Source organism: Acrocarpospora sp. B8E8 (assembly GCF_039871605.1).
In the GTDB taxonomy this organism is placed as follows: domain Bacteria; phylum Actinomycetota; class Actinomycetes; order Streptosporangiales; family Streptosporangiaceae; genus Acrocarpospora; species Acrocarpospora macrocephala.
Genome location: NZ_JBDPLV010000100.1, coordinates 19,209 through 35,197 on the forward strand (window position 1 = coordinate 19,209; position 15,989 = coordinate 35,197).

The following is a 15,989-nucleotide window of genomic DNA, read 5'->3' on the forward strand; positions in this document are numbered from 1 at the left end:
CGCCGGCGTCTGTTCCGGTGGCGGATCCGTCATCGCCGCGAACGTCTTTACGTGGCCGGACGTCGGCGTGCCCGCAAGGTACCGCGATGAAATTAGGGGGATCACTAGTTTCCCGGGGACCTGGCCTGGTGGGTGCCGCCGGCTGGGCGAGCCGTGCAAAGACTAGGCGTTTGCCGGGTCGCCACCGGGTTCACTTCTCCAACGGATGGCATGCTCGGCGACTTCTTCCTGCGAGGTCCGGCCGGGTTCCCCTCCCCTTGGCCGCCTCGCTCGATGCACGGAGGTTGTGATGGATACGCCCAGTGAGCAGGTGGTTCAGGCGCTCCGGACGTCCATGAAGGAGGCGGAACGGCTGCGGCGCCAGTACCAGAAGCTGGTCGCGGTCACCACCGAGCCGATCGCCATCGTGGCGATGAGCTGCCGGTTCCCCGGCGGTCTTGCCTCGCCTGAGGATCTGTGGCGGCTCGTCGCCGAAGGCGGGGACGCCATTTCGGGCTTTCCAACCGATCGCGACTGGGATCTCGACCAGCTGTCCGATCGTGATTCCGATGGCCGGGCGCGAACCGACACGCGCGAGGGCGGTTTCATCCACGACGTCGCGGGCTTCGACCCCGGGTTCTTCGGTATCTCGCCGCGTGAGGCGCTGGGGATGGATCCGCAGCAGCGGCTGCTGCTTGAGGTGTCGTGGGAGGCCGTCGAGCGGGCCGGGATCGACGCCGCCCGGCTGCGCGGCAGCCGTACCGGGGTCTTCGTCGGGATGAGCGGGCAGGACTACTCCTACCTGATGGTGAACTCGCTGGCCGACCTCGAGGGCAACGTCGGGACCGGCCTGGGCGCGGGCGCGGCCTCCGGCCGGCTTTCGTACACCCTGGGGTTGGAGGGCCCGGCGGTGACGGTGGACACGGCGTGTTCGTCGTCGCTGGTGGCGATGCACCTGGCGGTGCAGGCGCTGCGAGCGGGGGAGTGCTCGCTGGCGCTGGCGGGCGGGGCGACCGTGATGGCCACCCCAGGCGCGTTCGTGGAGTTCTCCCGCCAGGGTGGGCTGGCCCCGGACGGCCGGTGCAAGGCCTTCGCCGACGCGGCGGACGGCACGGGCTGGTCCGAGGGTGTGGGCATGCTGCTGCTGGAGCGGTTGTCGGACGCTCAGCGCAACGGCCGTCAGGTCCTGGCGGTCCTGCGCGGGTCAGCGGTGAACCAGGACGGCGCCTCCAACGGCTTCACAGCGCCGAACGGTCCGTCGCAGCAGCGGGTGATCCGGCAGGCACTGGGCAGCGCCGGGCTGACTCCCGCCGGCGTGGACGTGGTGGAGGGTCACGGTACGGGTACCACGCTAGGTGATCCGATCGAGGCGCAGGCGCTGCTGGCCACCTATGGTCAGGATCGGGATCGGCCGCTGCTGCTGGGGTCGATCAAGTCGAACATCGGGCACACCCAGGCCGCCGCCGGCATGGCCGGTGTGATCAAGATGGTCATGGCTCTCCGGCATGGGGTGCTGCCCAAGACGTTGCACGTGGACGGGCCGTCCTCGCACGTGGACTGGTCGGCGGGCGCGGTGGAACTGCTGGCCGAAGCCAGGCCCTGGCCTCAGGTGGAGCGGCCGTGGCGGGCCGGGGTGTCCTCATTCGGGCTTACCGGCACCAACGCCCACGTGATCATCGAGCAGGCGCCGGAGAACGCGGGAGCGGAGGACCCGGGCCCGGCGGCTGCGACTGGCGGCGTGACGCCCGTGCTGGTGTCGGGCCGTACGGAGGAGGCGCTGCGGGCGCAGGCCGAGCGGCTGGCGTCGTTCGCCGGCGCCGAGCCTGAGCTGGCGCTGGCCGACATGGCTCTTTCTCTCGTCACGACGCGATCGGTCTTCGAGCACCGGGCGGCCGTGCTGGCCAGTGATCGCGAGGATGCCGTGGCTGGGCTACGGGCCCTGGCCGAGGGGCGGCCGGGCGCGGGCGTCGTGGTGGGGCGGAGCGGGCAGCGGGGCAAGCTCGCATTCCTGTTCACCGGTCAGGGGAGTCAGCGGGCGGGGATGGGCCGGGAGTTGTACGACCGGTTCCCGGTGTTCGCCCGGGCGTTGGATGAGGTGATCGGCGAGTTCGACCCCTTGATGGATGGATCGTTGCGTGACGTCTTGTTTGCCGAGACGGAGTTGCTGGATCAGACGGGGTGGGCGCAGCCGGCGTTGTTCGCGGTGGAGACGGCGTTGTTCCGGCTGGTGGAGTCGTGGGGTGTGCGGCCGGATGTGCTGGCCGGTCATTCGATCGGGGAGATCACCGCCGCTCACGTGGCCGGGGTGCTCTCGCTGAGCGATGCGTGTGCGCTGGTGGCGGCCCGGGCGCGGTTGATGCAGGCGCTCCCCGAGGGTGGGGCGATGGTCGCGGTCCAGGCGTCCGAGGACCAGGTTGCCGACCTGCTGGCCGGGCGTGAGGGTGAGGTGTCGGTCGCGGCGGTCAATGGTCCTGCCTCGCTGGTGGTTTCCGGGGTCGAGGAGGCGGTGCTTGAGGTGGCCGCCGCGCTGGAATCCCAGGGGGTCAGGACACGCCGGTTGCGGGTCTCGCATGCGTTCCATTCGCCGTTGATGGATCCGATGCTGGCGGACTTCCGTGCGGTGGCCGGGACGCTCACCTACAACCCGCCGCAGATTCCGGTGGTGTCCACCCTGACCGGGGAGACGGCCACGGCGGATCAGTTGGGCTCGCCGGGTTACTGGATGGAGCAGGTCCGTGGCGCGGTCCGTTTCGGCGACGCGGTGCGCGCTCTGCACGCTCAAGGTGTGCAGGCCTATCTGGAACTCGGCCCCGATGGGGTGCTGACCGCCATGACTCAGGACGTCCTCGCCGCTCACCCGGATCAGTCCGTCGCGGACTTGGCGGCGGATGCGGTAGCGGTACCGGTGCTGCGCAGGGACCGCGACGAGGAGTCCGCGGTCATGGCGGCGCTGGCGCACCTGCATGTGCATGGCGTGGTGGTGGATTGGCGGGCGGTGCTGCCGGGCGGGCGCCGGGTGGAGTTGCCGACATACGCCTTCCAGCGTCAACGGCTCTGGCCTGATGGGGCAGGTTCGCGGCTGGGGAACGTCGCTGCGGCGGGCCTTGCCGCCGCAGGGCACCCGCTGCTGGGTGCGGCGGTGGGGCTGGCCGGTGCGGATGGGGTGTTGCTGACCGGCAGGTTGTCGCTCCGGTCGCATCCGTGGCTGGCGGATTACGCGGTGATGGGTTCGGCGGTGGTGCCGGGCTCGGCATTCGTGGAGCTGGCTGTGCGGGCGGGCGATCAGGTCGGCTGCGATGTGGTGGAAGAGCTGACGCTCATCGCGCCGCTGGTGCTGGGTGAGCGGGACGCGGTCGCGGTTCAGGTGTGGGTGGGGGCGCCCGATGAGTCCGGCCGGCGTGAGCTGGGCGTCTATGCCCGGCCGGCCGAGGCCGCCGATGAGGAGTCGTGGATTCGGCACGCCACCGGTGTGCTGACGGATGGCGGTCGGGTGGCCGAGGCGTTCGACGCGACGGTGTGGCCGCCGGAGGGTGCGTCCGCGATCGAGCTGGATGGACTGTACGAGCGGCTGGACGCGAGCGGGTTGAGTTACGGTCCTGTGTTCCAGGGCCTGAAGGCGGCTTGGCGTGGTGCCGGTGGCGAGGTGTTCGCCGAGGTCGTGTTACCAGGGCAGGTGGAGTCGAGCGCGGGTTCGTTCGGGGTGCATCCGGCGTTGCTCGACGCGGCGCTGCACGCGCTGCCGTTCGCCGGTCTGGGGGATTTCGAGGGCGGTTGGGCGCCGTTCTCCTGGGGTGGCGTGTGCCTGCACGCGAGTGGTGCGTCGCTGTTGCGGGTGCGGCTGGCCAGGACGGGCGAGGATTCGGTGTCGGTGCTCGCGATGGACGCCGCCGGGGAACCGGTGCTGTCGGTGCGGTCGCTGGTGCTACGCGCGATCTCGTCCACCTGGTTCGCCGCTGCCGGTGGCAGCCGTGGGGTGGAGCGGAATGCGCTGTTCGAGGTGGAGTGGACGCCGCTGAAGGAGCTCCCGGCGGCCGAGCCCGTGCCGGTGGCGGCGCTGGGCCTGAACTTTCTGGGTGTGGCCGGGGTTGCACCGCCTGTGGTGGTGATGGAGGCGGTCTCGGATCCGGCGGCTGGGGTGGTGGAGTCGGCGCACGTGCTGACCGCCCGGGTCCTGGAGGTCGTGCAGGAGTGGCTGGCGGATGAGCGGTTCGCCGATTCGCGGCTGGTGTTCCTCACTCGGGGTGCGGTTGCCGCGGATGGGGTCGCGGATCTGCCGGCTTCCGCGGTGTGGGGCCTTGTCAGCAGCGCCCAGTCGGAGAATCCGGGCCGGTTCGTGCTGGTCGATGTGGACGAGCAGGAGATCTCCGCGTCGGTGCTGGCCGGGGTGCTGGCGTCGGGTGAGCCGCAGGTGGCGGTGCGCGGTGGTGAGGTGCGGGTGGCCCGGCTGGCGCGGGTGGTGCCCGGTCCCGAGGTCGAACGGCCGTGGGATCCGGACGGGACGGTGTTGATCACTGGTGGGATCGGTGGTCTGGGTGCGCTGTTCGCCCGGTATGTGGTGGCCGAACGGGGTGTTCGGCATCTGCTGCTGGTCAGCCGCCGGGGGTTGGAGGCTCCGGGTGCGGTGGAGTTGCAGGCCGAGCTGATCGCGTACGGCGTCGAGGTGACGGTCGCGGCTTGCGATGTGGCCGATCGGGATCAGGCGGCGGCGTTGCTGGCTCTGGTGCCGGCTGAGCATCCGTTGACCGCGGTGATTCACGCCGCCGGTGTGCTGGCCGATGGGACCATTCCGTCGCTGTCGGCGGAGCGGCTGGAGAGCGTGTTGCGGCCGAAGGTGGACGCGGCCTGGCATTTGCACGAGCTCACTCGTGACGGCGACTTGGCCGCGTTCATCATGTTCTCGTCGGTGGCGGGGACGTTCGGTGGCGCGGGCCAGGCCAATTACGCGGCGGCGAACGCGTTCCTGGACGCGCTGGCCGAGTATCGGCGGGCCGAGGGACAGGCCGGGTTGTCGCTGGCGTGGGGCCCGTGGGCGCAGGACAGCGGGATGACCGGCGCGCTGGGCGAGGCCGATATGCGGCGGATCGCGCGAGCCGGGATGTTGTCGTTGCTGGCGGCGCAGGGGTTGGCGCTGTTCGACGCGGCGGGTGCGGTGGGTCGTGCGGTGGTCGTGGCGGCGCGGTTCGACGTGTCGGCGGTGCGGGGGCAGGGGTGGGTGCCGCATCTGCTGCAGGGGCTGGTGCGAGGCGTACGCCGGTCGGCGGCGTCGGCGGGGGCCGACGGGGCGCTCCTTCGGCGATTGGCCGGCCTGGGCCAGGCCGATCGGACGCGGCTGCTGGTCGAGCTGGTACGCACCGAGGTGGCCATGGTCTTGGGCCATGTTTCGCCCGCCACCCTGGAGATGAGACGGGAGTTCCGCGAGCTGGGTTTCGACTCGCTGACCGCGGTGGAGTTGCGTAACCGGCTGAACAGTGCGACGGGGTTGCGGTTGCCGTCCACGCTGGTGTTCGACTATCCGACACCGGTCGTGCTGGCGGACTTCCTGCTGGACGAACTGCTCGGCCGGCACGCCGACGTGATCAGTCCGCCCCCTCTCGCATCGGTCGAGGACGATCCGATCGCCATCGTGTCGATGGCGTGCCGCTATCCGGGCGGAGTGAGCTCTCCAGAAGACATGTGGCGGCTGGTCGTCGAGGGCGGGGACGGGATCAGCGGGTTCCCGACCTCTCGTGGCTGGGATCTGGGGGAGTTGTACAGCCCCGATCGGTCGCGCCGGGGGACCAGTTATGTGCGTGAGGGCGGGTTCCTGCACGAGGCGGGGGAGTTCGATCCGGGGTTCTTCGGTATTTCGCCGCGTGAGGCTTTGGCGATGGATCCGCAGCAGCGGTTGCTGCTGGAGGTGTCGTGGGAGGCGGTCGAGCGGGCCGGGATCGACCCGGTCTCACTGCGCGGCAGCCGTACCGGCGTGTTCGCCGGCGTCACGTATCACGACTACGCGTCCAGCGCGGAATTCCCGCTGGATGTGATGAGCTTCTTCGGCACCGGCAACGCCGGAAGCGTCCTGTCGGGCCGGATCTCCTACACGCTGGGCCTGGAGGGTCCGGCGATGACGGTGGACACCGCCTGTTCGTCGTCTCTGGTCACCATGCATCTGGCCGCGCAGGCGCTGCGCTTGGGCGAGTGCGGTCTAGCGCTGGCCGGTGGTGTGACCGTGATGGCCACGCCGGGTGCGTTCATCGACTTCAGTGAGCAGGGCGGGCTGGCTCCTGACGGGCGGTGCAAGTCCTTCGCCGACGCGGCCGACGGCACGAGCTGGGCCGAGGGCGTGGGTGTGGTGGTGCTGGAGCGCTTGTCGGACGCGCGGCGAAACGGCCACCGGATCCTGGCCGTGCTGCGCGGGTCGGCGGTGAACCAGGACGGCGCGTCCAACGGTCTGACGGCGCCGAACGGCCCGTCGCAGCAGCGGGTGATCCGGCAGGCGCTGGCCGACGCCGGTCTGTCGCCGTCCGAGGTGGACGTGGTCGAGGCGCACGGCACCGGTACGACGCTGGGTGACCCGATCGAGGCGCAGGCGCTGCTGGCCACCTATGGGCAGGACCGGCCGGAGGACCGGCCGCTGCTGCTTGGGTCGATCAAGTCGAACATCGGCCACACCCAGGCGGCGGCGGGCGTGGCAGGCGTGATCAAGATGGTCCTGGCCATGGACCATGGCGTGCTGCCCAAGACGTTGTATGTGGATGCGCCGTCCTCGCATGTGGACTGGTCGGCGGGCGCGGTGGAACTGCTGACCGAGCAGCGGGCCTGGCCGCAGGTGGAGCGGCCGTGGCGGGCCGGAGTGTCGTCGTTCGGGATCAGCGGCACCAACGCCCACGTGATCATCGAGCAGGGCGACCCCCAGGAGGCTCCGCGGATCGCGGCGGAGCCGGGTGTGCTGCCGGTGCTGGTGTCGGGCCGTACCGCAGGGGCGCTGCGGGCGCAGGCCGGGCAACTGGCCTCGCATGTGGAGGGCCACCGCGAGGTGGCGCTGGCCGATACGGCGTTCGCGCTGGCCACGACGCGGTCGGCGTTCGAGCATCGCGCGGTGGTGCTGGCGAGCGACCGCGAGAGTGCGCTGGCCGGGCTGGGCGCGCTGGCCGAGGACCTGCCGGGCGCGGGTGTGGTGCGCGGGACGGCCGAGGCCGAGCCCCAGTTGGCGGTGCTGTTCACCGGTCAGGGCAGCCAGCGGGTGGGGATGGGCCGGGAGCTGTATGAGCGGTTCCCGGTGTTCGCCAAGGCTTTGGACGCGGTGATCGCGGAGCTGGACCCGCTGCTCGACAGGCCGTTGCGCGAGGTCCTGTTCGCTGAGGCGGAGTTGCTGGATCAGACGGGGTGGGCGCAGCCGGCGTTGTTCGCGGTGGAGACGGCGTTGTTCCGGCTGGTGTCCTCGTGGGGTGTGCGGCCGGATGTGCTGGCCGGTCATTCGGTCGGGGAGATCACGGCGGCGCATGTGGCCGGGGTGCTTTCGCTGAGCGATGCGTGTGCGCTGGTGGCGGCTCGGGCGCGGTTGATGCAGGCGCTGCCCGCGGGTGGGGCGATGGTCGCGGTCCAGGCGTCCGAGGATCAGGTTGCCGATTTGCTGGCCGGGCGTTCGGGTGAGGTGTCGATCGCGGCGGTGAACGGTCCTGCCTCGCTGGTGGTTTCCGGTGTCGAGGAGGCCGTGCTTGAGGTGGCCGCTGCGCTGGAATCCCTGGGGGTCAGGACGCGACGGTTGCGGGTGTCGCATGCGTTCCATTCGCCGTTGATGGATCCGATGCTGGAGGACTTCCGGGCGGTCGCCGAGACGCTGACCTACCGTGCCCAGGAGATCCCGATCGTGTCGACGCTGACCGGACGTCCGGCGGCCGAGGAGCTGTGCTCGCCGGGTTACTGGGTGGACCAGGTTCGCGGTGCGGTCAGGTTCGCCGACGCCATCCACACCCTGCACGCCCGGGGCGTACGGGCCTATCTGGAACTGGGCCCCGACGGGGTGCTGACCGCGATGGCCGACGACACCCTCGCCGCGCTGGCCGACTCCACGGCCGAATCGGACCTGGTGCTGGTGCCGGTGCTGCGGCGAGACCGCGACGAGCAGTCGGCGGCCATGACCGCGCTGGCGGAGCTGCACGTGCACGGCGTACCGCTCGACTGGCGGGCGGTCTTCCCCGGCGCCTGCCGGGTCGAGCTGCCCACCTATGCCTTCCAGCGGGAGCGGTACTGGCCGAACGGCAAGAAGATCGGGGATGCCCGCGGTCTGGGCATGGCCGCGGCGGAGCATCCGCTCCTGGGCGCCGCCGTTCGCCTGGCCGACTCCGACGGCGTGCTGCTGACCGGGCGTCTGTCCGTACAGTCGCACCCCTGGCTGGCTGATCACGTGGTGGGCGGGATGGTGTTCTTCCCGGGCACCGGGTTCCTTGAGCTGGCGATCCGGGCCGGTGACCAGGTCGGCTGCGACCTGGTCGAGGAGCTGACGCTGGCCGCCCCGCTGGTGCTGGGCACGGATGACGCGGTCGTGGTACAGGTGTCGGTGGGCGCCACGGAGGACTCCGGTCGTCGTGCCGTGAACATCTACGCCCGACCGGCGGAGGCCGAGGATCACCTGCCGTGGGTGCGGCACGCGGTCGGCTTCCTCGCTCCCGGCGATCGGCGCGCTGAGCGGCTCGACACCGAAGCCTGGCCGCCGCAGGGCGCGACCGCGATCGAGCTCGACGGGCTGTACGAGCGGCTGGCCGAGGACGGGCTCGCCTACGGGCCGGTGTTCCAGGGCCTGCAGGCGGCCTGGAAGGGCGCGGGCGGCGAGGTGTTCGCCGAGGTCGCCCTGCCGGAGCAGGTCGCCGACGCAGGTCTGTTCGCCCTGCATCCGGCGCTGCTCGACTCGGCCCTGCACTCGGTGCCGTTCGTCGGGATGGAGACGGCCGGCGGCAGGCTGCCGTTCTCGTGGAGTGAGGTGAGCCTCCGGGCCGTGGGCGCGTCGGCGTTGCGCGTACGGCTGGCCCAGGCCGGTGACGATTCTGTGTCGCTGATCGCGGTGGACGCCGCCGGGGAGCCGGTGCTGTCGGCGCGATCGCTGGTACTGCGGCCGGTTTCGGCCGATCAGCTGGCTGCCCACGATCATGGCGTGGAACGCGACTCGCTGTTCCGGCTGGACTGGGTTGCCGTACCGATGACGGTCTCCCCGGTGGACGCCGTGATCGGGTTGGAGGTGGCCGAACTCACCGGCGACCTCGATTCCCTGGACGGTCTGCCGGTCGGCAGGGTGCCCGACCTGGTGACCGTCGAGATCGACGTCGCCGACTCCGCGAATATGGCGGAATCGGCGCACGAAGTGACCACACGTGTTCTGGGCCTGCTGCAGCAGTGGCTCGCCGATGAGCGGTTCGTCGACTCGCGCCTGGTGTTCGTCACCCGGGGCGCGGTCGCGACCGGCGCGGGCGAGACCGTCTCGAACCCGGCCGCGGCCACCGTGTGGGGGCTGGTCCGTAGCGCGGAGGCGGAGAATCCGGGCCGCTTCCTGCTGGCCGATGCGGAGGAGCAGGAGACCGCCCTGTCGGCGCTGCCCGTCCTGCTGGCCTGCGGTGAACAACAGGCGGCGGTGCGCGACTTCGAGGCGCGGGTTCCCCGCCTCGCCCGGCTGTCACCGGACGAACACGACGTCCGAGCCTGGAACCCCGAAGGCACGGTGTTGATCACCGGTGGGACCGGCGGCCTGGGCGCGCGACTGGCCCGGCACCTAGTGGCCGAACACGAGGTACGGCACCTCCTGCTGGTGAGCCGCCGGGGCCTGAACGCCCCGGGAGCGGAGGAGCTACGGGCGGACCTGGTCGCCGACGGCGCCCAGGTGAGCGTGGTGGCGTGCGACGTCTCGGACCGGGACGCGGTGGCGGAGCTGCTGGCGAATGCCGACCGGCCGCTGACCGCGGTGATCCACACGGCCGGTGTCCTGGACGACGGGACGATTCCCCTGCTGACGCCTGAGCGCATCGCCAAGGTGTTGCGTCCCAAGGTGGACGCCGCCTGGCACCTGCACGAGCTCACGCGGGACATGGACCTGGCCGCCTTCATCGTGTTCTCGTCGGTGTCCGGCACGTTCGGTGGGTCCGGGCAGGGCAACTACGCGGCGGGCAACGCGTTCCTGGACGCGCTGGTCCAGCACCGGAGAGCCGCGGGCCTGCCGGCGCTGTCGCTGGCATGGGGGCCGTGGTCGACGGAGGCCGGGATGACCAGCCGGTTGTCGCAGGTGGACGTCAACCGGTTGACCATGAGCGCGCTGCGGCTGATCTCACTCTCGCAGGGCATGGCGTTATTCGACGCGGCCGTCGCCTCCGGCGAATCGGCGGTGGCCCCGGTACGGCTGAACATACCGGCTTTGCGTGCGTACGAAGAGCTACCGCCGATGCTGAGCGGGTTGGTCCCCGCCGTACGCCGCACGAAGGCGGTCGCACCACAAGGCCAGAGCAAACTCCTGCGGCAACTTGCTCCCTTGGGTGCCGCGGAACGCATCGAGGTCCTGCTGGACGTGGTGCGGACCGAGGTGGCGCTCGTGCTGGGCCACGCCACGCGCGACACGGTGGAGGTGCGGCGGGAGTTCCGTGAGCTGGGTTTCGACTCGCTGACCGCGGTCGAGTTGCGCAACCGGCTGAACGCCGCGACGGGTTTGCGTCTGCCGGCCACGCTGGTGTTCGACTACCCGACCCCGACCGTGCTGGCCAGACATCTGCTCGACGAGCTGATGGGTACGCAGGCGGAAGCCCTGGACGCGGCGCCGCGGATGGTGCCGCCGGTGGCCGACGACCCGATCGTGATCGTGGGCATGGCGTGCCGGTATCCGGGCGGGGTCGCCTCGCCGGAGGACCTGTGGCGGCTGGTGGCCGAGGGTGGGGACGGGATCAGCGGGTTCCCGACGACCCGCGGTTGGGATCTGGACGGGCTGTACAACCCGGATCGGGAGAATCGCGGGACCAGTTATGTGCGTGAGGGCGGGTTCCTGCACGAGGCGGGGGAGTTCGATCCGGGGTTCTTCGGTATTTCGCCGCGTGAGGCTTTGGCGATGGATCCGCAGCAGCGGTTGCTGCTGGAGGCGTCCTGGGAGGCGGTCGAGCGGGCGGGGATCGAGCCGGGTTCGCTGCGCGGCAGCCGTACCGGTGTGTTCGCCGGGGTGATGTATCACGACTACAACCCGGGCCGTCTGGAGTTCCCTCCAGAGGTGATGAGCTTCGTGGGGACCGGGACCGCCGGAAGTGTGCTGTCCGGCCGTCTCTCGTACACGCTGGGGTTGGAGGGCCCGGCGGTGACGGTGGATACCGCGTGTTCGTCGTCGCTGGTGGCGTTGCATCTGGCGGCGCAGGCGCTGCGTGGTGGTGACTGCTCGCTGGCGCTGGCCGGTGGCGTGACCGTGATGGCCACGCCGACGCCGTTCATCGGCTTCAGCGCGCAGGGCGGGCTGGCTTCTGATGGGCGGTGCAAGTCCTTCGCTGACGCGGCTGACGGGGTGAGCTGGTCCGAGGGTGTCGGCATTCTGGTGCTGGAGCGGTTGTCGGACGCTCAGCGCAACGGGCATCAGGTGCTGGCGATCGTGCGTGGTTCGGCGGTCAACCAGGACGGCGCGTCGAACGGGTTGACGGCGCCGAATGGTCCGTCGCAGCAGCGGGTGATCCGGCAGGCGCTGGCCGGTGCCGGTTTGTCGCCGTCCGAGGTGGACGCGATGGAAGGGCACGGCACCGGTACGACGCTGGGCGACCCGATCGAGGCACAGGCGCTGCTGGCGACCTACGGGCAGGATCGGCCGGAGGACCGTCCGCTGCTTCTTGGGTCGATCAAGTCGAACATCGGTCACACGCAGGCGGCGGCGGGTGTCGCTGGTGTGATCAAGATGGTCATGGCCATGCGCCACGGGGTGCTGCCCAAGACGCTTCACGTGACGGAACCGTCCTCGCATGTGGACTGGTCGGCCGGTGCGGTGGAGCTGCTGACCGAGCCGGTGGAGTGGCAGCGGAACGGTCACCCGCGTCGGGCGGGTGTGTCGTCGTTCGGGATCAGCGGCACCAACGCGCACATCATCCTCGAACAAGGACCGGAAACACCGGAAGGGGAGGAGACTCCGCAGGACCGGGCGCCGGGTGTGGTGCCGTGGGTGGTGTCGGCGAAGACCCCTGAGTCGTTGCGTGGTCAGGCGCGTCGTCTGGCGGCGCATGTGGAGGCCGGCGAGCTGGACCCGGTGGATGTGGGGTCCTCGTTGGTGGTGTCGCGGTCGGTGTTCGAGCACCGTGCGGTGGTGGTCGGACGTGACCGTCAGGAACTGTTCGCGGGCTTGGGCGTAGTTGCCTCGGGTGAGCCTGTGGCCGGTGGCGTGGTCGCGGGTGTGGCCGATGTCGTCGGGAAGTCGGTGTGGGTGTTCCCGGGTCAGGGGGCGCAGTGGGTGGGTATGGGCGGGCGGCTGCTTGAGGAGTCGCCGGTCTTCGCGGGTCGGATGGCGGAGTGCGCGGCGGCGTTGGAGCCGTTCGTGGACTGGTCGCTGCTGGACGTGATCCGGCAGGCCGAGGGCGCCCCGTCGCTGGATCGGGTGGATGTGGTCCAGCCGGTGTCGTTCGCGGTGATGGTGTCGCTGGCGGCGGTGTGGGAGTCACTGGGGGTCCGTCCCGGCGCGGTGGTCGGCCACTCTCAGGGCGAGATCGCGGCTGCGGTGGTGGCGGGTGGCCTGTCGTTGCAGGACGGCGCGCGGGTGGTGGCCCTGCGCAGCCGCCTGATCGGGGAGCAGTTGGCTGGGCTCGGGGCTATGGCGTCGGTGGCGTTGCCGGTCGAGCAGGTGCGTGAGCGGCTGTCGTCCTGGGACGGCAGGGTGTCGGTCGCGGCGATCAACGGCCCTCGCTCCGTGGTGGTGGCCGGTGAGGTGCAGGCCGTCGATGAGCTGGTGGAGCAGCTAACCGCGGATAAGGTGCGGGTTCGCCGGATCGCGGTGGACTATGCCTCGCATTCGGCTCAGGTCGATCTGATCGGTGCGGAACTGGCCCAGGTCCTGACAGGGGTAGTGGCGCAGCCCGTGCGGGTGCCGATGCTGTCGACTGTGACCGGTCAGTGGCTGGAGGGACCGGAACTCGACGCGGCCTACTGGTGTGACAACCTGCGCAACACGGTGGCCTTCGCCCCGGCGATCGGGGAACTGCTGGAGCAGCGGTATCGGGCGTTTGTCGAGGTGAGCCCGCATCCGGTGTTGACGGTCGGCATCGGCGAGTGCGTGGACGAGGCCGGGGTGGACGCGGTGATCGCCGGGACGCTGCGCCGTGATGAGGGCGGGCTGGACCGTGTCCTGGTCTCGGCCGCCGAGCTGTTCGTGCGCGGTGTGCCGGTGGACTGGCGGGCCGTGCTGCCAGGCGGTCGTCAGGTCGAGCTGCCGACCTATGCCTTCCAGCACCAGCGGTTCTGGCCGAACGCCAGGCAGGGCGGTGATGCCCGTGTGCTGGGCCTGTCCGCGACAAGGCACCCTCTGCTGGGGGCGGCCGTGGGCCTGGCCGATTCCGACGGGGTGGTGCTGACCGGACGCCTGTCGCTCGCTTCGCATCCGTGGCTGGCCGACCACACCGTGGCCGGGATGGTGTTCTTCCCCGGCACCGGGTTCCTTGAGCTGGCGATCCAGGCGGGTGACCAGGTCGGCTGCGAGGTGGTGGAGGAGCTGACGCTGGCCACGCCGCTGGTGCTGGGCGAGGGCGAGGCGGTCGCGGTCCAGATCGCGGTGGGCGCGCCGGAGGAGTCGGGCCACCGGAGCGTGAACATCTATGCCCGCTCGGCGGAGGCCGGCGGCGATGTGCCGTGGGTACGGCATGCCACCGGGACGCTCGCCACGGGTGGCCGGGCCGCGGTGCCGTTCGACGCGGCGGTGTGGCCCCCGGCCGGTACCACCGCGATCGAGCTGGACGGGCTGTATGACGCGCTGGCCTCCGGAGGGCTGGGCTACGGTCCGTTGTTCCAGGGGCTGCGGGCGGCCTGGCATGGATCTGACGGTGAGATTTTCGCCGAGGTCGCGTTGCCCGAGCAGGCGCATTCGGAGGCGGGTGCGTTCGGGTTGCACCCGGCGTTGCTGGATGCGGCCTTGCACACGGTGACTTTTGTTGGGCTGGAGCAGGTGGAGGGCGGCCGGTTGCCGTTCTCGTGGGGTGAGGTGTGCCTGCGCGCCGTTGGTGCGTCGATGTTGCGGGTGCGGCTGGCTCGGACGGGTTCGGATTCGGTGTCGCTGGCGGCGGTGGATGCCGCTGGGGAGCCGGTGCTGTCGGCGCGGTCGCTGGTGCTGCGGCCGGTCTCGTCCGATCAGCTCGCGGGCGGTGGCGGTGGCGGTGGCGGTCGCGGGACGGAAGGGGAGGGGCTGTTCCGGCTGGAGTGGCCGGAGCTTTCTGGAGTCTCTCCGGCTGATCCGGTGCCGATGGCGGTGGTCGGTCTGGACACGCTGGGTCTTGCCGGGGAGCAGGTCGAGGTTCATCCGGATCTGTCGGCGTTGGCCGAGGCGGGTCCGGTGCCAGATGTGGTGCTGGTCGAGGTCGTCACCGAGCCGATGGCGGACGCGGTGAGCACGGCGCATGGGGTGACCGCTGGGGTGCTGGGTCTGCTGCAGGGGTGGCTGGCCGATGAGCGGTTCGGCGATTCGCGTTTGGTGTTCGTGACGTGGGGTGCGGTGTCCGCGGGTGAGGGCGAGGTGGTCACTGATCTGGCTGCGGCTGCCGCGTGCGGGCTGGTGCGGTCGGCGCAGTCGGAGAATCCGGGGCGGTTCGTCCTGGTAGATGTTGATGAGGAGCTGTCCGGGCCGATTCTGGCCGGGGTGCTGGCCAGCGATGAGCCGCAGGTAGCAGTGCGCGCCGGTGGGGTGCGCGTGCCGCGGTTGGCGTCGCTGGTGTCGGGGGCGGGCTTGGTGCCTCCGGCTGGCGGGGTGCCGTGGCGGCTGGGCAGCCCTGCCAAGGGCAGCCTGGACGCGCTGGAACTGCTCCCAATTCCGCAGGCGGCCGGGCCGTTGGAGGCCGGGCAGGTGCGCCTGGCGGTGCACGCGGCGGGGGTGAACTTCCGTGACCTGCTGGACGGGTTGAACGCGCTGGGCTGGTTCCAGGACAAGGTCGGCCTGATGGGCGGCGAGGCCGCCGGCGTGGTGCTGGAGGTCGGCCCCGAGGTGGACGACCTGCGCCCGGGGGACCGGGTGATGGGTCTGGCCTCCGGTTCGTTCGGCCCGGTGGCGTTGGCCCGCGCCCACTACCTGACCAAGATCCCCGATGGGATCACCTTTGAGCAGGCGGCGACGATTCCGGTGACGTTCCTGACGTCCTATTACGGGCTGATGGATCTGGCCGGGTTGCAGCCGGGCGAGTCGCTGCTGGTACACGCCGGGACGGGCGGCGTGGGCATGGCGACGATTCAGCTGGCCCAGCGGCTGGGGGTGGAGGTGTTCGCCACGGCGAGCCCGGCCAAGTGGGACGTGCTGCGTTCGCTGGGCATCCCGGATGATCACCTCGCCTCCTCGCGGAGTTTGGAGTTCGAGGAGCGCTTCCGGGAGGTGTGCGGCGATCGGGGGATCGATGTGGTCCTCAACTCGCTGACCGGGGAGTTCATCGACGCTACCGCGCGGTTGCTGCGTCCGGGTGGCCGGTTCATCGAGATGGGCAAGCTGGACATCCGCGACCAGGACCAGTTCCCGGGGCTGGTGTATCACTGGTTCGATGTGATGGACGCCGGGCCGGAGCGGTTGCACGAGATCCTGGCCGAGCTGGCGGGTTTGCTCGCGGCTGGTGAGTTGCGGCCGTTGCCGGTGACAGCGTGGGATGTGCGGCGCGGCCGTGAGGCGTTCCGGTTCATGAGCCAGGCCCGCCACACCGGCAAGATCGTCCTGACGATGCCCCGGCGGTGGAACCCGGAAGGCACCGTGTTGATCACCGGTGGTACGGGTGGTCTGGGTGCGGAGGTGGCCCGGCATCTGGTGGCCGAGCATGGGGTGCGGCACCTGCTGCTGGTCAGCCGAAGAGGTCTGG

Annotated in this window: 1 protein-coding gene; it reads left to right on the forward strand. The window is 70.7% G+C overall.

The features are described 5' to 3' along the window. Positions 1–289: 289 nt before the first annotated feature. Positions 290–15,989, forward strand: a 15,700-nt coding sequence (locus ABGB08_RS49355) for an SDR family NAD(P)-dependent oxidoreductase (protein ID WP_347605791.1), incomplete at its 3' end; no start/stop codon positions are given.